Here is a 17,008-nt window from a genome sequence, read left to right as displayed (position 1 = left end):
CGCGGGGTTCCAGTACCACCGGGAATACGGGACGGTGAGCAACCCGATCCAGCTGCTGCCGGGGTCGTACAACGTGACGGTGACCGCGGTGGTGAACGGCCATCGGATGAAGAGGACGGTCGGGTTCGACGTGACGACGTGTGGCTTCAACCCGACCATCGTGGTCAACTTCTAGCGGCAGTCCGGGCTTTGGGCCGGGTCGGCGCCCTGCGCATTACAAGGCGCCGACCCGGGGCGCGGTCACGACGGGCATGTCGCGCGGAGGGGCGCGCGACGCCCTGCGGGTGTGCGGCCGTGTCGTGTGACTGAATGAAGGCTAGTCTGGGACGTGTCCTGAAGCCGGTGGCCATTCTCATCGCCATCGGGGTGCTTGCGGGGATCGCCGGTCTGTCCGGGCCTGTCGCCCCGGGGGCTGTCGCAGCCTCCCCGTCACCCGCGTCCACCCTGCCACCCCTCCTGACGTTCGAAGAGAGGGTCGAAGGGCAGGAGGCCATCGAGCGGGTCTACTACGCGCACCAGATCGGGGCGTCGCGGCCGTTCGAGGAGGCCGTGCCGCGCCGGGTGGTCGTAGAGCGGGTGCGCGACTCCCTCAGGCTGTCGATCGCCCTGGCGCGCTTCTGGAAGATCGAGGTGACCGCCAAGGCTCTCGCCCGCGAGCTTCACCGCATCGCCCGCAGCACCCGGCTCCCCGATCGCCTGCAGGAGATCTACACCGCACTGGGCCGCGACCCGGTGCGGATCCAGGAGTGCTTCGTCCGCCCGATCCTGGTCGAGCGCCAGGCGCGCAGCTTCTTCGCCAGCGATCGGCGCATCCACTCAGCGGCCTACGAGGAGGCTGTGGCGCTGCGCTCGCGGCTGGTGGGCGGCGACCTCGATCCACGCGCCGTGCACCCGGGCCGCTCGGTGACGGAGGTCGTCCGCAGGGTGCCCGTCGCCTCGGCGTACCCGGTCCCGGCCCCGGAGGGCCCCCTCCATCCGGCGCCGGATCGTGCGGACTCGGCCTTGCCTCCGAACCCGTCTGCCGCTGTGCGCGTGGTCCTGGATGACGACCGCTTCCGCCTGTGGCGAGAACGGGCGCCCGGGGCGGTGGGGGAGATCTCTCCTGTGGTCGAAGGGCCGGAGTCGTTCACCGTGGTCGCCCTCCTCGATGAGGAGCCGGGTCGCTTCCGGGTGGCAACGTACATCATCCCGAAGATCACCTGGGACGAATGGTGGGGGAAGACGTCACCGGAGCTCGATGAGGGCGCGGTGCCTTCGGTGGCCGATCCCTCGCTTGCGCTGCCCCCCGCATCTCCGGCGCCTCCAGACTCTGCGCCGGTGCCCACCGCACCGGTCCCGGACGCTGCGATCTGCCCAGCGGACGACACCTGGGATAATGCATCGCTCTACGGCGTGCCCGAACCGCGCGCGGACCATACCTCGATCTGGACCGGCAGCCTCATGATCGTGTGGGGTGGGTATGGCGGATCGTTCTTCAACAGCGGCGGCCGGTACGACCCGCTGACCGACACCTGGACTTCGATGACGAACGCGGGCGCGCCGTCGCCGCGCAGCCTGCACACTGCGGTCTGGACCGGCAGCCGGATGGCCGTGTGGGGCGGGGCGGACGATTCGGGGTCACTCGATACCGGCGGCCTGTACGATCCCGCGGGCGACACCTGGGCCGGCATGACGACCAGCAGAGCCCCCTCGGCGCGCAGCCTGCACACGGCCGTATGGACCGGCAGCGTCATGGTGGTCTGGGGCGGCTCGGACGGATCCTCCTCCCTGCTCACCGGAGGTCGTTACAATCCGACCCTCGACCGATGGGATACGACATCGACGTCCAACGCGCCGCCGGCGCGTGACGGACACACCGCCGTGTGGACCGGCAGCATCATGGTGGTGTGGGGCGGGAGCGGGAGCGGCGGGATCCTGAATTCGGGTGGCCGGTACGACCCGGCCGCCGACAGCTGGCTGCAGCCGGCGGTCTCCACCAGCAACGCCCCGGTACCGCGCAGCCTGCACACGGCCGTGTGGACCGGGAGCCGCATGGTGGTCTGGGGCGGCCAGGACGGATCGTCGACGGGGCTCGACAGCGGCGGACGCTATGACCCGGGCATGAACCAATGGTCTCCGACCGCGACCCTCGACGCGCCGGCGCCACGCTCGGGGCATACAGCGATCTGGACGGCGAGCAGGATGGTGGTGTGGGGTGGCCGCAACAGCTCAGGGCCCGACGACTCCGGCGGCCTCTACGACCCGTCCGGGGACACCTGGTCGCCTCTTCCGACGCTCAACGCGCCGGTGGCCCGCAACGGGCATACGGCGATCTGGACCGGCGCCGTCATGATCATCTGGGGCGGTTCGTCGGGGTCGGCGGGCGGGCTCAACACCGGCGGGCGCTACGATCCTGTCGCCAACGCATGGACGCCGACGCTCACCAGCACCGCTCCATCGGCGCGTTACGGTCACACAATGATCTGGACCGGGACCGTCATGGTGGTCTGGGGTGGAACGAACGGCGCTTCGGTCGCGAACACCGGCGGGCGCTACGACCCCCTCACCGATTCATGGCTCCCCACCTCGACTGCGCTGGCGCCTTCCGCCCGGGCCTACCACACGGCGGTCTGGGCCGGGAACGTGATGCTCATCTGGGGCGGGCAGAGCTTCGCCTACCTCGGCTCCGGTGGCCGTTACGATCCGCTGCATGACACCTGGAGCTCCATGGCGGCCGCAGGAGCGCCTTCCGCCCGCGCCTATCACACGGCGGTCTGGACGGGGAGCGTGATGGTCGTGTGGGGCGGGTACGACATCTCGTTCCTGAACAGCGGGGGACGGTACGACCCGGCGGCGAACATCTGGGCATCCCAGCCGATGTCCCTGACCGGCGCGCCGGCAGGACGCTATCTGCATACGGCGGTCTGGACGGGGGGCCGGATGTTGGTCTGGGGAGGCTATGCCGGCGTCGCGCTGGGCAGCGGCGGTGAGTTCGACCCAGTCGGCAACTCCTGGACCGCACTCCCGACGACCGGCGTTGCTCCGGCGCCACGCTTCAATCACACGGCGGTCTGGACCGAAAGCGTGATGGTGATCTGGGGCGGGATCGGAGCCACACATCTCAACGACGGAGGGCGTTACGATCCGATGCAGAGGATCTGGTCGGCGACCTCGACCACCGGCGCACCGCCACCGCGAGCGGAGCACACCGCGGTCTGGACCGGGACACGCATGCTGGTGTGGGGCGGGCAGGACGCCTCGTCGGCGCTCGACGGCGGCGCCCGCTACAATCCTGCCCAGGATGTCTGGGAGTCTCTCTCGAGCGTCGGCGCCCCGTCGGCGCGCTCTTCCCACCGCGCCGTCTGGACCGGAGGCTCGATGATCGTGTGGGGCGGGCAGGACGCCGTATCGACTCTCAGTACCGGCGGGCGGTACGCGCTCGGTCTTCAACTTGATCGGGACCAGGACGGCGTGCAGTCTTGCGGCGACTGTGACGACGCAAACGGTCTCGTCTGGGCGGCGCCCGGCGAAGCGCTTGACCTGCGCTTCGCCGCCGACTCAAAGACTCTGTCCTGGACTCCCCCCGCCGACTTCGGCGGATCTTCGGTCCAATACGACAGCCTCCGTTCGCCAAGCGCCGCTGATTTCGTCACCGGCACGGTCTGCGTCGAAACGAACGACGGGTCTGACACCGCGACGGTCGATCCGGAGACGCCTGCTCAAGGAGCCGCCTTCTTTTACCTGGTACGGGGGGAAAACGCCTGCCCTTCCAGAATGGGCTCGCTCGGGTCCGCCTCGGACGGAACGCCCCGTATTGCCCGGAGCTGCCCCTGAGCCGACTCCCCAGAATCGATGCCGCCCTCCGCGGGCGACCCGATCCCGAATGCGGCGCCCTGTCCGACGCCTCCGTAGCGTCGTCCGCCCCCGCCGGCACGCCCGAATCCTCCGTGAGCCAACCCTCCTCTGACGGCGGGATGGCGGCGGGCCGTGCGTGATACTGTTCCCCGTTCTTCGTCGCGAACGTACGGGAGCGCCCGCCCGTGACCCAGTCGCCAGTCGATCACCGCGCAGGGCGGATGACGTCGGTCCGCTGGATCATCCTCGTCCTGCTCTTCGTCTCCAGCTTCGTGGCGTACGTGCTGCGGACGAACATGTCCATCGCCGGCGAACGGATGATGGCGGACCTCGGCCTGACGCACATCCAGCTCGGCATGGTGCTGGCGTCGTTCGCGTGGGGCTACGCGATTTTCCAGTTCCCCGGCGGCGTGTACGGCGACGCCGTCGGCAGCCGGAGGGCGCTGACGCACATTGCCATCGCGTGGGGAGCGCTGAACCTGCTCGTGGGTCTGGTCCCCGGCCCGAGGCTTGCGTCTCCCGCCGTCATCCTCGCCGCCCTGATCGGGGCCCGGTTCCTGATGGGCGTGGCGCAGGCGCCCCTCTTCCCGGTCCTCGGGGGAGGCACGATCTGCAACTGGTTCCCGGTCTCTGGATGGGCGTTTCCGAACGGATTGAGCAATGCCGGCCTGACTCTGGGATCGGCGGCGACCGGCCCCCTGATCGCGTGGTTGATGGAATCGGTCGGGTGGCGCCTGTCGTTCATCCTCACGGCCCCCCTGGCGATCCTGACGGCCGGATACTGGTGGTGGTACGTCCGGGACCGCCCGGCGGAGCATCCGGGCGTCGGCCAGGAGGAGCTGGCGCTGATCGATGCGGATCGGCCCAACCGGTCGAGCCCGGAGGCGGGCGCCACATGGATGCTGGTGCTGAAGGACCGCGAGATTCTGCTGCTGACCGCCAGCTACTTCTGCAGCAACTACGTCTTCTACCTGTTCTTCAACTGGCTGTTCATCTATCTCGTCGAGAGCCGCGGATTCAAGGTCCTTGAGGGGGGCTTCTACGCGGCGGCCCCCTGGATCGCCGGAGCGTTCGGCGCTCTCGCCGGCGGGGCGATCTGCGACGGGCTGGGCCGCCGCATCGGGAAGCGCTGGGGCTGCAGGCTGCCGTCCATCGTCGGTCTGGCGCTCACGGCGGCGTTCATCGTGGCCGCGGCGACCGCCGCCAATCCGCGTGTCGCCGTCGTCTACCTGTCCCTGTGCCTCGGCTGCCAGCAGGTGACCGAGGGGTCGTTCTGGGCCGCGACGATTTCGGTGTCCGGGAGGCACGCGTCGACCGCCTGCGGCGTCCTGAATACGGGAGGGAACGTGGTCGGCGGCATCGGCGCCCTGCTGGTCCCGCTGACCGTCGAGACGCTGGGCTGGGAGGCGGCTCTCGCCACCGGGTCGATCTTCGCCATCGTCGGCGCCCTCCTGTGGTTCTGGATCCGCGCCGACCGGGTGCGGGAGGCGCTGGGGTGACCGCGGCGATCCCTCTTCTCACCATCCTCCTCCTGGGTGCGTTCCTGCTTGCGCTCTTCCTGAGGGACCGCGTCCCCGCCGTGGCGCGCCATGAAGCGACCCTGATCGGAATCCTGGCGGCCGTCGCGCTGCTCCCCCACGTCGCCTTCGTCGCCCGGGAAGGCTTCAACCTCAACGAGTTCTTTCACTACTATGTCGGCACCAAGTACTTCCCCGAGGTGGGCTATTCGGGGCTCTACGAGGCCACGGTCGTCGCCGATTACGAGGATGACCCGTCCTCCCTGGACCCGGACCTTCAGGTCAGGTCGCTCCGGTCCTACCAGATGGAGCCCCGCCCCTCCGTCATCGCGCGCGCGGACGCGATTCGCGCCCGTTTCTCCCCGGAGCGCTGGGAGGCATTCCGGCGCGACATCGCGTATTTCCGCGAGGTGGACGGAGTCCTCTGGAAGGTGGGCGAGTCCCTGCAGGATCATGGTTACAACGGCTCCCCCCTGGTCACGGCGATCCTGGGCGGCCTCGCCAGGCAGCCCTTTCTCTCGAGCCCGCGTTACATCCGTCTCGCAGCATGGCTGGACGTGGCCCTGGTCGTCCTCGCGGGAGTCATCCTGTCGTTCTGGGTCGGCCCCGGCACAGGCGCCCTGTTCATCTTTCTCTGGGCGGTCAACCCGTTCAACGACGCGGCCTACACCGGCGGGGCCTACCTTCGTCACCTGCATCTTCTTGCTCTCCTGGTCGCCATCCTGGCCTATGCCAGGGGTCGCATGGCGTTGAGCGGCGGAGCCTTCGCGGTGGCGGGCCTCCTGCGCGTGTTTCCCTGCATCCTGATCGCGGGCCTTGCGGTCCAGAATCTGATCCATCGCGACCGCCGCCTCCTTCTCCGGCGCCATGCGCCCCTCTTCGCGGCCGTGGTGGCCACCGCCCTCATCGTGATCGCGGCGACGTCGCTCCTGCACACCCCGGACGGGGAGAACGCCTGGGTTGAATTCACTCAGAAGATCTCCCTGCACAGCCAGAGACTCTCGGTGAACGTCCTCGGCCTGAGCTACCTTTTCTTCTACAAGGACGATCACAACGTGGCGGCAATCGAGCGCGCCTGGGAGGAGGGCAGGGCCATCGACTGGGCGGCCGAGGCGGGCAAGACGCTCGCCGCGAACCGTGGTCCCTGCCTGGGTGTGATCGCCGTCCTGGCGGCGGCGCTCCTGGTCCTGCTCCGTCGCGGCCGGCCCGACGACGGCCTGTTCGCGGGCGTGGTCCTGGTATTCGCCTGCCTCCACCTGGCCCATTACGACTACGCCGTGCTCGCCCTCGTCCCCTTCATCTTCCCGGAACGCCGCGACGCGCTCGTGGCCCTGACCGGTTTCTGGATCGCCGTCGCGGCGGCGCGCTTCCTCCCGCAGGCGGCCGCCATCCCCGATTTTCGCTTCTTTGTCCTGAGCGCGCTGACGGCTCTCTATTTCGCGGTCATGCTGGCGCTGCGCCTCCGGGACCGGGGCGCGGCAAGCGGCGGGGCGGGACGATCGGAAGCCGCGGTCAGCCCGAGCCGGCGCGGGCCCCCAGCGATTCGTCGCCGGCCCGGTGGATCAGGAGCTGCTCGAACTCCAGGGCCGGCAGGGGCCGGCCGAACAGGTATCCCTGCATGATGTGACAGCCCTCCTGGAACAGCATGGTGCGCTGCTCCGGGGTCTCGACGCCCTCCGCGATCACCTCGAGACCGAGGCCGCGCGCCATGCCGATCACCGCGGCGACGATGGCGGCGGTGCCGCGGTCGGCGACGATCTCGTGGATGAACGACTGGTCGAGCTTCAGGCGGTCGATCGGGAAGCGCCTGAGGTAGCTCAGGGACGAGTAGCCGGTCCCGAAGTCGTCCACCGCGATCCGCGCCCCCATCGTCTTGAGCATCTTCAGGGTATCCACCGTCTCTTCGGCGCTGCGCATCAGGACGCTCTCGGTGATCTCGAGCTCGAGCCGGTGGGGATCGAGCCCGATTCCGCCGAGCGCCTGCTCGATCATCTTCGCCAGGTTCCTCTCGCGGAACTGGCGGCCGGAGATGTTGATCGCCACGACCACGGATCCATGCCCCGCCTTCTGCCAGGCCAGGGCCTGGGCGCTCGCCGTGCGGAGCACCCAATCACCGATCGGCAGGATCAGGCCGGTTTCCTCGGCCAGCGGGATGAACTCCGAGGGGGAGACCAGTCCGAGGACCGGGTGCCGCCAGCGGACGAGGGCCTCCGCGCCGACGATCGACCAGGTGCGCACGTCGATCTGCGGCTGGTAATACAGCTGGAACTCCTCGCGCTCCAGGGCCCTGCGGAGCTTGTTCTCGAGAGTCAGTCGCTTCACCGCCGTGACGTTCATCGACTGGCTGAAGAACTGGCAATTGTTCCGCCCGGCCTCCTTGGCCTGATACATCGCCGCGTCCGCGTTCTTGAGGAGCGTCTCGAGATCGGTCCCGTCCTGCGGGAAGAGGCTGATTCCGACGCTGGCGGAGATGAAGACCTCCTGCTCGTCCAGGCGAAACGGCAGCTGCAGGGCCTCGAGAATGCGCTTCGCGACCGTGGCCGCGTCCTCGCCGCGGGTGATGTTCGAGATCGACACGATGAACTCGTCCCCTCCGAGGCGGCAGACGTCTTCGTTGGTGCCCGACAGGTCGCCGCGGGCGATGGCATCGCTGCTGCGCAGGCTCTTGCGCAGGCGTTCCGCGACCGCCTGCAGAAGCCGGTCGCCCACGCCGTGCCCGAGCGTGTCGTTGATCTGCTTGAACCGATCGAGATCGAGGAAGAGCACCGCGTGAAGGCCGCCCCGCCGCCTCACGTTCTCCAGCGTCACGCCGAGCTTCTCGAGGAAGAGCCTCCGGTTCGGCAGGAGGGTGAGGCCGTCGTAATAGGCCAGGATGCGGATCTGGCCCTCGGCCCGCTTCCGTTCGGTGATGTCCTGGGTCGTGCCGACCATCCGGACGGCGGTGCCGGACCGGTCGAACAGAATCTCGGCCTCCTCGTGAACGAAGCGCTCCGCCCCGTCCGGTGCGGCCACGCGAAAGTCGAGGCTGTACGGCCTGGAGCCGCGCAGGGCCTCGACGATGGCGCGGGACACCATCTCCCGATCGTCGACGTGGATGCGATCGAGCAGGCGATCGCGTCCCGGGGCCGCCGGGCCCGGGATCACCGAGTACAGGCGGTACATCTCCTCCGACCAGTGCACCGTGCCCGACTGGACGTCCCACTCCCAGTTGCCGAGGCGGGCGATGCGCTGCGCCCTCGCCAGCCGCTCTTCGCTGCGGACGAGGCGGTCGAGATTGCTCTTGGCGTGCAGCATGTAGCGGACCCGGTGATCCAGGATCGGCATGCTGATCGGCTTCAGGGCGAAATCGGTGGCGCCGGCCTCACGCGCCCGGCTGACCGACTCGAGATCGTCCAGGCTGGTGAGAATCAGGATCGGGGTCGTCTCGCTGCCGGGCAGGCACCGGATCGCGGCGCAGGCCTCGAACCCGTCCATCTCGGGCATGTTCACGTCGAGAAGGATGAGCTCGGGCCTCCGGCTTCTGCAGAGCTCGACCGCCTGCGCGCCGTTCTCGGCCTCGATCACCCTGAAGCCCTTGTGCTCCAGCGCTCCGCGCAGAAATTGGCGCACGGCCGCCTCGTCGTCCACGACGAGGATCAAGGGGGCCTCCGACGAACGGGCCTCGGGCGGGACGGTTCCCTCCATGTCGGCAGAATCTAAGCGCCCGGCCGGGGGCATTCAAGCAGGGCCTATCATTATTAAGGCCGGTATTAAGAAGGCGGGTGTTATTGCGGCCCGTGGGAGGGCGCCCGAGTGAGACTTTGGCCCGGATTCGGGGCCCGGCGGTCACCGCTCGGCGTTTTTTGTAATCGGCGCCCTGATGGACGGCCCCCTCCAGGCCTGGGACGATCGGACCGGCTCCTAGGATCCGCCGGCGGTATCCGGCCCGGGGCGGGCCGGGTCCCCGGGCCAGGAGAGCGCGTACAGGCCGACGGCGAGGTACAGGAGCCCGGACAGGCCGACGGTGAACGAGACCAGCTCGAGAAACCCCCCCAGGATCGACCCGAGAATGTTCGAGCCGAGGGCGCGGGGCGCGTCCCGAGCTCCGCGGAACGACGCGGCGAACACCATTCCGGCGAACCCGAGCGGCAGCGTGTAGAGGAGGACCGCCCAGAGCCTGCCCATCGGCAGGGCTGTCAGCGTCCCGGGCCCGAGAACGGCCCCGGCGATCAGGCTCGCGAACAGGGGGCCGTACAGGATGCGGCCGCGCGCCCATGACGGGCGGACGCTCACGACAAGGTTGGCCAGCAGGACGGCGAGAAGCACGCCGCTGATCACCCAGGCATTGACGGTCCAGGTCGTGCCGAACACCAGGGCCAGCTTGCTCACGTTGTGGACCTCGACCAGCAGGAACGCCGCCCCCAGGAAGAAGAAATGCCGATCCAGGGGAAGGCCCCCTTCCGCGCTCCGCTCCGGCCGCAGCATCAGCCCGACGATGACGAAGCACAGGGCGAGCAGGGGAACCGCCAGCAGCAGCATCGGGGTGGGGACGATTCGCCTCTGCGCGAAGAGAAAGGGCCAGTCGTCGGTCGACGGCGGGGGCGGCGAGACTTCATCTGGCTCCCAGTTTCCCTGCCGCCCGATCACCGCGGCGAGGCCGCGGATCTCCGGAACGTCGGTCGCGATGTAGTAGGCCTGGACCACGCCCCGATCGTCCCGTACGAAGTACGAGACCGGCGGCTCCCCGAACGCGAGCCTCAGGTTCTCGATGAAGCGGGTGGCCACCCAGTCCTGGGTGATCCAGAACGAGACGAAGAGCGCGCCTCCCGGATCGAGCAGCCGCCTGCAGTTGCGAAAGCTCTCCACGGTGTAGATGTAGTTGTCGAGACGGAGGTTGGTGTAGCCCGACAGCGCCGTGTGGGCGTCCAGGTGGCTGAAGACGATCAGGTCGAACCGCTCCCGGGTCGTCTCCACGAAATGGCGGGCGTCGTCGATGACGATCTGAACCCGCGGGTCCTGGTAGGGCCTGTCGGGGTGGAGAGTCCTGCCGATCCGGTAGATTTCCGGATCGATCTCGACGGCGACGACCCGCTCGGCTCCGGCCTGGAGGGCCGCGGACGCGTCGTTGCCGGCCCCCGCGCCGACGATCAGGACCCGGGAGGCGTGCCCATGCAGCCTGTAGGGAAGGCGCCATCGATCGACGCCGGCGCGCCCCCAGGGCAACGACTCGGAGCCGACCGGGAACATGAACATGTACCCGGTCCCATTGACCGTGACCAGCCTCGACCCGTCCGGCTTCCGGGTCACTTCGAGCTTGTGGTACGGCGACCAGATCGTGCCGGCCTGGGGCGGCAGCGCGACGAGGAGCAGGGCGGCTCCGGCCAGGGCGGCGCCGCGCGACTTCCAGCCTTGCAGAAACGGTGCCGTGCCCAGGAGCACCACGAGGAACCACGCCAGGGGAGGAAGCGCCAGTTGCGACACGAGCGCGAACCCCAGGATTCCCGCCAGGCTGCCGGCGACGTTCCAGGAGTAGGCCTGGAGCCTCCCGTCCTGCCCGAAGGCGTCGATGTCCGCGCCGATGCGCTGCGCGTAGCCGAAGAGAACGACGCTGCTCGCCAGGAAGAGCGCGGCAGTCCAGAACAGGCCCAGAAGGAATGTCCCGATGGCGACCGCCGGGGCGGACGGCAGGTCGCCCATGAAGATGCTGCCGTAGAAGTTCGACAGGGCCCGGGTGGCGATCTGCGGCCCGTGCTCCCAGCCGGCGCGCGGCGGCAGCGCGACGACGGCGACGACGCCCAGGAGGACCGCGAGCGACGCTCCGAGCCGGGCCCGGGCGCGCGCCCGGTAGAAGCCCGCGCCGAAGCCGAGGAAGCAGGCGATGAGGATCAGGTTCTTGAAGTACGCGAAGATCCGGACTTCGCAGCCCAGCCAGCGGATGAGCGCCAGCTCGGCGAACAGGGCCAGCGCGCTGAGGAGAAAGAGCCGGCGGCGGGAGGGTCCGCCCACGAGGATCCAGGTGTCGGGCATGCGATCTCTCCCGTTGCGAGGCGCATCATCCTACACTCGGCCGGTCGCAGCCACAATCCGCGGGCCCAGGCCGCGCGGCCTGGTCCAGCGCTCGGACAGGCGCCTAGCGCGCCAGGAGAGCGACGAACAGGCCGAGGCCGATCAGCAGCGCCCCCGCGACGCGCACCAGCCGCGCCGCGGTCCTGGCGCCGAGCAGGGCGACGGTCTGAGGCGTCGAGAACGGCAGCGCCGACAGGACGATCCCGAGCGCGACGACGGCCACGCCGATCCCGACGATGCCGACGGTGCGGGCTCCCGCGACCAGGGCGATCTCGAGAGCCACCATCGCGAGCAGGCAGACGCCGATGGCCGCCAGGAAGAGCCAGCCGGATCTCCCGACCCTCTCGCTCAAGCGCCTGAACGCATCGGCGTGCTCCTCGTGGACCACGAACTCCGTCTGAGCGGACCCGCAGAGAAGGGGATGGCGCGCCCCGACGGTCGCCTGCCGCAGATTGCCTCCGACCTTGTTGCACCAGATGCAGCGTCCTTCCATGATCGAGTCTCCTATCGAGGGTTGAGGCGCGCCACCGCGAACGACTTCTCGGGTGGCCGCAGGTAGAGGATGAGGCCGGCGGTCATCGCCAGGCCGAACGTGATGAGACCGTGAACCAGGGCGATGCCCGTGTGGAACAAGACTCCGGCGACCAGCAGGGCGGGCCGGTGGCGGCGGTCGATCAGAAGACCCATGAACAGGAGCGCCTCGAGGGCGATCGCTCCCCAGGTGAGCAGCACGACCGTCACGGGCCGGGTCAGAAGCGGCAGCAGGAGGGTCTGCCGCCAGTCCGAGACGCCGAACACTGGATGGAGGAACCAGTAGTACAGGGCGGTCCCGTTGGTCCATTCCTCCACGGCGATCTTCGAGACCCAGGCCACGAGGTAGATCAAGCCGACCTGGATCCGGGCGACCAGGAGCGCGGATCGGGCGAGCAGCGCCGCGATCGACTGTCCGCGTCCCGCGACGGCGGCGGGACTCGCCCAGTGGAAGCGCCGCGGGTCGGTGAGGGTCACGGGCAGGAGCAGGAGCGTCAGGTTGGCCGCGACCTGATCCCCCCCGTCCACCACGACGCAGGAGGCCGCGAAGCTGCAGGTGACCCACCAGTGCAGGAGCCCGGTGAGGCGCGGCCTCCATCCCGACGCGACGACGAGGAGGATCACGATGCCCAGCCACCGCGCCAGCTCGAGACGCCCGCCCGACAGGATCGAGAACAGGCTCAGCCTCACGAGCGGCAGGGCCACGGCAGTCTCTCCCATCCCGACGCCGAGCGGCCGGAAGAGGACGTCGACGTCGTCGCAGACCAGGTTCACCAGCGTCCCCAGCGCGAGGAGGGTCCGCGCCGCGCCGTAGACGTTGGTCCAGGGAGCGATGGGGTCACGGTCCGGGCTCACGGCCGGTCCCCGTCCCGGTCGCAGCGCACCTCGAGCCGGGCGATCTTCGAGTCCAGCAGGACCGGACGCTTCGCGCGGCTCCAGGCCCAGGGGGCGGGCGGCCGCCGCTCGACGAGGATCGAGCCGCACAGGGCGCGGATCCTGGATCGATTGACGACCGCCACGGCAGGGACGTCCCGCTCCCGCAAGCAGGTCTCGATCCGGCCCGGACAGTCCCTCCATTGTGCGGGATCGACCTCGGACAGGAGGGAGGCCAGCTCGACGTTCAGGGCGCGCGCGTCCCGCTTCAATCCAAGCCAGTTGCGCCGGCTCGAGTTCGTGTAGGTGACCTGCGCCCACTCCGGCCCAGCACTCGGACCGGCTTGCAGCGGGGCGTAGACGCGATCGACCGGCTCCCGGGGGTCGCGGGTGAAGAAGGCCCATCCCTGCGGGGCGATGGCGATCATGTCCTGGCGGAAGCCGAGAGACGGGCGCAACGGGCTGTCCGGCAGGCTGCCGAGCAGGACCGGGCCGATCGCCGCCGCCCAGAGGAGGGCCACGCACACCTGCGCCGGACGCACGGTCAGCCCCCGAACGCCAGGACGATCGAATCGACCATCTGCTCGCGGTCCAGCGGGAGCCGCGAGATCGCTTTCCTTCGCTTCGGGTCGTCGCCGCCCTTGGTGGCATAGGCCCAGGTCCAGGCGACCACGACCACCGCCACATTGACCGCGGTCGCGATGTTCAGTGCCGCGGCGTAGCTCTGGGCGAGCACGACGGTGATCGCGGCCACGATCGCCGCCACCGAGACCAGGACGACGACGACCGACGAGTCGACGGCGTACGGGTCCTGCGGAGCGTCGACCTGCTCGAGACCCCGGACGATCGCGAGCTCGATCGCCTTCTGGATCGTGGCGTCGTCGATTCCGGCCGCCTCGGGGTTCTGCCTCAGGGCGTCCAGGAAGCCGCGCATCCGGCCCGGATCCTCCCTGAGGGCCGCGCGGAGCGCCGCGACCTCGTGCATGCCGGCGAGGGACTCGAGGGTCACGCGCCCGGCGCTCTCCAGCCCGTCCTGGACGGCCAGGTGATCGCCGCTCCGCATGGCGGCGGCGAAGCGGTCGAAGAACTGCGGATGGGTCAGGCCGATCTCCTCGATCAGGCGGTCCTGGAACATCTCGATGGCGCGCCGCAGCTGCCGGTCCTGGGCGAACCTGGGCGGCAGCAGCTGATCCCGGATCTCGGGAATCAGCCCGGCGACCGGCCCGTGCGCCAGGATGATTCCGCGATAGAGCTCGGCACCGCTGAATTGCGGGGCCGCCGGGCGCGCCGGCGCGGCGAGGCCGGAGCCGTCGAGGACGACAAAGCCGAGGAACACGGCGCAGAACGGGACCAGGAAATAAGGACGCGCGAACCACGTGCGGGACCGACACACCACGGCACACCTCCTCGAAGAGCGCAGGACGGCTCTCGAATCGGGGCGCGGGGAATTCCGCTACGCGGCTGGGGAAAAAGGGGCGGGCGCTTCGAGCGTGAATGTACCACGGATCCGCGAAAGGTCAAGGAGAAAATCGGCAAAGATTTCCTTGAAACCCTTGATGGACACTGGCTCCGTGCAATGGGGGCCCCTTCGTCGCGGTGATGATAGAATCTCGGCTTCCCGCACCAGCATCGTCGACTCCCGCGACGGAGCACCGCCCGGAGGGAAGGACCGTGAGGCTCGAGGATCGGGTCGCGTTGATCACCGGAGGAGCGTCCGGCATCGGTCTGGCGACGGCCGAGCGGTTCCTCGAGGAGGGGGCGCGAGTCGTCATCGCCGACCAATCCCGGGAGGGGAGCGGCTCGGCCGTGGCGGCGCTCGGGGCGAAGGGGCACGGACGCCCGGAGGCGGTCGTCTGCGACGTGACGGATCCCGACGACGTCGCCCGCCTCGTCGAAGGCGTGGTCGCGAGCCACGGCCGGATCGATGTCCTGTTCAACAACGCCGGGACGTTCGTCCCGAACGAGCTGCACGAAGTCACCATGGAGGAATGGGACCAGGTGCTTCGCGTCAACCTCACCTCGGTCTATCTGGTGTCGAAGCACGTCCTCCCGCGCATGCTGGCGCGCGGCAAGGGGGCGATCGTCAACAACTCCTCCGTGGCCGGCCTGGTGGGAGACCTCCGGTCCGCCGCCTACTGCGCCGCCAAGGGGGCGGTGGCCAACCTGACCCGGGCCATGGCCCTCGATTACGCCCGCAGAGGGATTCGGGTGAACGCCATCTGCTGCGGCGAAATCGAGACACCCCTGTTCGTGCGCGAGGCCGGCCAGCTGGGTCTTTCGGTTGATCAGTTCCGCGCCCGGCTGAACGAGGCGCATCCGGTCGGGCGCATCGGCCGGCCGCGCGAGGCGGCCGACGCGGTCGTCTTCCTGGCCAGCGACGACGCGAGCTTCATCACCGGGGCGCTCCTGCCCGTCGACGGCGGCTACTCGGCCGGCTGAGGAGACTCGATGCCCTCCCACCACAGGGTCCTGGTCGCAGGCGCCGGCGCGCAGGGAAACGTCGTCGCGGGCGTGCTGGCGCGCGCGGAGGACGTCGCCGCGATCGTCCTGGCCGACCTCGACCCGGAGCGGGCGCGGGAGACCGCGGCCAACATCGGCAGCCCCAAGGTCACGGTCGATCGCGTCGATGCGGCCGCCCTCGATCCGACGACGGCGTTTCTGCGCTCGGGACGCTTCGATCTGGTCGTCAACACGGCGCTTCCGGAGTTCATTCCCAATGTCATGATGGCCGCCCTCCGGGCGGGGGTGAACTACGTCGACCTGTCGTCGACTCTCCTCTACGAAAGGCAGGGGAAGCCGATCGAGCAGCTCGAGCACGAGAGCGAGTGGCGGTCCTCCGGCAGGACCGCCCTGGTCAACGCCGGCAGCGCCCCGGGCCTGACGAACGTCATGGCCCGGGAGGGGGCCGACCAGTTCGACCGGGTCGAGTCGATCCGGATCCGGGACTATAGCGTCACCACGAGCGACCGGTTCGAGCCGCTCTGGTCGCTGCCGGTCTTCCTGCTGGACTGCGCCACCGAGCCGATGATCTGGGAGGACGGCCGGCCGAAGCGGATGCCGATCTTTTCGGGGGAGGAGATCTACGACTTCCCGCCGCCTATCGGCAGGCCTGGCAAGGTCTATCTGCACGCGCATGAGGAGCCGGTCACGATTCCGCTGTACGTCGGCAAGCCGGTCCGACACTGTGACTACAAGATCGGCGAGCCGGACATCGATGCGTGGCGGTTCCTGATCGAGGGGCTGGGCCTTCTGGACGACGCGCCGGTCGAAGTCCGGGGCGTCCGCGTGAGCCCGCGCGAGGTCCTGCTGAAGCGGCTGCCGCGGACCATCGCGCCGCAGCGGCTGATGGACCTGGCCGGAAGCGGCCGGCTCAACAGCCAGTCGATGGTGGCGTGCGAGGTGGACGGCTGGAAGGACGGGCGCCGGGGGCGCATCGTGCTCTGGTCGGATTCCCCGGACCTCCGGACCGCGAGCACGATCGTGCGCGGGACGAGCGACGTGTCCCTCGTGACCTCGGTTCCCGCCGCGACCTTCTCCCTGATGCTCCTGCGGGGGCAGATACGCCAGACGGGGGTGGTCCTGCCCGAGACGCTCGGCCCGGAGGAGCGTGCGATCTTCTACCGCGGGATCGGCGGCTTCGGCATCCAGGTCCGCAGGAAGATCGAGACAGGCCACCGGTCTGATATTCGGAGCGGCTCCTAGTCCCGGTTTTTCACCGGCGTTCACGGTGTGCGTCATGTCAGGCGTCGCGCGGCGATCCACGAGCCGGCGCCATGACCCGCCGCTCGTTGCGATACCAGACCCCAAGGTCCTTCTTCCCGAGCCTCCACAGGATGCCGAGCGGCGCCTTGCCGCGGCAGGACGCCAGCCCGCCGTGCTCTCCCTGGTAGTGGTGGAAGCGGCACACGCAGATGCGATTGTCGAGCCCGTCGCCGCCGCGCCTGGAGCGGTAGAGGACGTGGTGGTCGTCCAGGTTCATGCGCGAGGTGCAGCCGGGGGCGGTGCAGCGCCATCCGGCGCGGGAATACACCGGGTCGCCGGGGCGCTTCGGGGCGCCGCCCCGGCCCCCGGCCGAAGCTCCGGCTGATGCGCGGGCGACACGGTGCGGCGGGTCCCAGGTGAGGACGAAGTCTTCCAGGAGCGCCAGGAGGCCGACCCAGGCCGGCACGCGGCGGGAGCGGACGGAAAACGTCCGGGCTGCCACCATG

The 17,008-nt window shown here is 69.4% G+C and carries 12 protein-coding genes; 5 read left to right on the top strand and 7 right to left on the bottom strand.

The annotated features are described in order from the left end of the window. The first annotated feature begins 309 nt into the window (after positions 1-309). From VGV60_07365 to VGV60_07355, 3 genes are all read left to right on the top strand, one after another. Positions 310-3,813: a hypothetical protein gene (locus VGV60_07365; GenBank protein HEV8701074.1), complete on the top strand. Its 3,504-nt coding sequence runs from the start codon at positions 310-312 to the stop codon at positions 3,811-3,813. A gap of 206 nt (positions 3,814-4,019) precedes the next feature. Further along, a complete protein-coding gene (locus VGV60_07360; GenBank protein ID HEV8701073.1) occupies positions 4,020-5,333 on the top strand; it encodes an MFS transporter in 1,314 nt (437 codons plus the stop codon). Further along, positions 5,330-6,973, top strand: a complete 1,644-nt coding sequence (locus VGV60_07355; GenBank protein HEV8701072.1) for a hypothetical protein — start codon at positions 5,330-5,332, stop codon at positions 6,971-6,973. Before VGV60_07360 ends, VGV60_07355 begins: the two co-directional genes overlap by 4 nt. On the opposite strand, the gene VGV60_07350 is transcribed toward VGV60_07355, so the two are convergent. From VGV60_07350 to VGV60_07325, 6 genes are all read right to left on the bottom strand, one after another. After that, on the bottom strand, positions 6,864-8,990 hold the full coding sequence (locus tag VGV60_07350; GenBank protein ID HEV8701071.1) for an EAL domain-containing protein: 2,127 nt from the start codon (positions 8,988-8,990) through the stop codon (positions 6,864-6,866). The genes VGV60_07355 and VGV60_07350 overlap by 110 nt on opposite strands. Before the next feature lie 261 nt (positions 8,991-9,251). Next, entirely contained in the window at positions 9,252-11,357 is a 2,106-nt protein-coding gene (locus VGV60_07345; protein ID HEV8701070.1) for a methyltransferase domain-containing protein, read from the bottom strand. A 103-nt stretch (positions 11,358-11,460) separates the two neighbouring features. Beyond that, positions 11,461-11,889 (bottom strand): hypothetical protein, encoded by a 429-nt coding sequence (locus tag VGV60_07340; GenBank protein HEV8701069.1) that lies wholly within the window; start codon positions 11,887-11,889, stop codon positions 11,461-11,463. Between the two features lie 11 nt (positions 11,890-11,900). Further along, entirely contained in the window at positions 11,901-12,782 is an 882-nt protein-coding gene (locus VGV60_07335) for a sporulation-delaying protein SdpB family protein (protein HEV8701068.1), read from the bottom strand. Beyond that, positions 12,779-13,342, bottom strand: a complete 564-nt coding sequence (locus VGV60_07330; protein HEV8701067.1) for an SdpA family antimicrobial peptide system protein — start codon at positions 13,340-13,342, stop codon at positions 12,779-12,781. The genes VGV60_07335 and VGV60_07330 overlap by 4 nt, the downstream gene beginning before the upstream one ends. 2 nt (positions 13,343-13,344) lie before the next feature. Next, a complete protein-coding gene (locus VGV60_07325; GenBank protein HEV8701066.1) occupies positions 13,345-14,193 on the bottom strand; it encodes a hypothetical protein in 849 nt (282 codons plus the stop codon). A gap of 278 nt (positions 14,194-14,471) precedes the next feature. Here VGV60_07325 and VGV60_07320 point away from each other — a divergent pair, with 278 nt between their 5' ends. Beyond that, the gene (locus VGV60_07320; GenBank protein HEV8701065.1) at positions 14,472-15,239 is read left to right on the top strand and encodes an SDR family NAD(P)-dependent oxidoreductase; all 768 of its coding nucleotides are present in this window, start codon (positions 14,472-14,474) and stop codon (positions 15,237-15,239) included. Positions 15,240-15,248: 9 nt separating this feature from the next. Continuing rightward, positions 15,249-16,502 (top strand): saccharopine dehydrogenase NADP-binding domain-containing protein, encoded by a 1,254-nt coding sequence (locus tag VGV60_07315; protein ID HEV8701064.1) that lies wholly within the window; start codon positions 15,249-15,251, stop codon positions 16,500-16,502. A 37-nt stretch (positions 16,503-16,539) separates the two neighbouring features. Here the strand turns inward: VGV60_07315 and VGV60_07310 are convergent. After that, the coding region (locus VGV60_07310; GenBank protein ID HEV8701063.1) for an HNH endonuclease signature motif containing protein at positions 16,540-17,008 on the bottom strand (469 nt) is incomplete at its 5' end.

Source organism: Candidatus Polarisedimenticolia bacterium (assembly GCA_036001465.1).
Classification (GTDB): Bacteria; Acidobacteriota; Polarisedimenticolia; order Gp22-AA2; family Gp22-AA2; genus Gp22-AA3.
The sequence above is the reverse complement of the archived record's forward strand: the minus strand, read 5'-3'. Positions and strand labels throughout refer to the sequence as shown.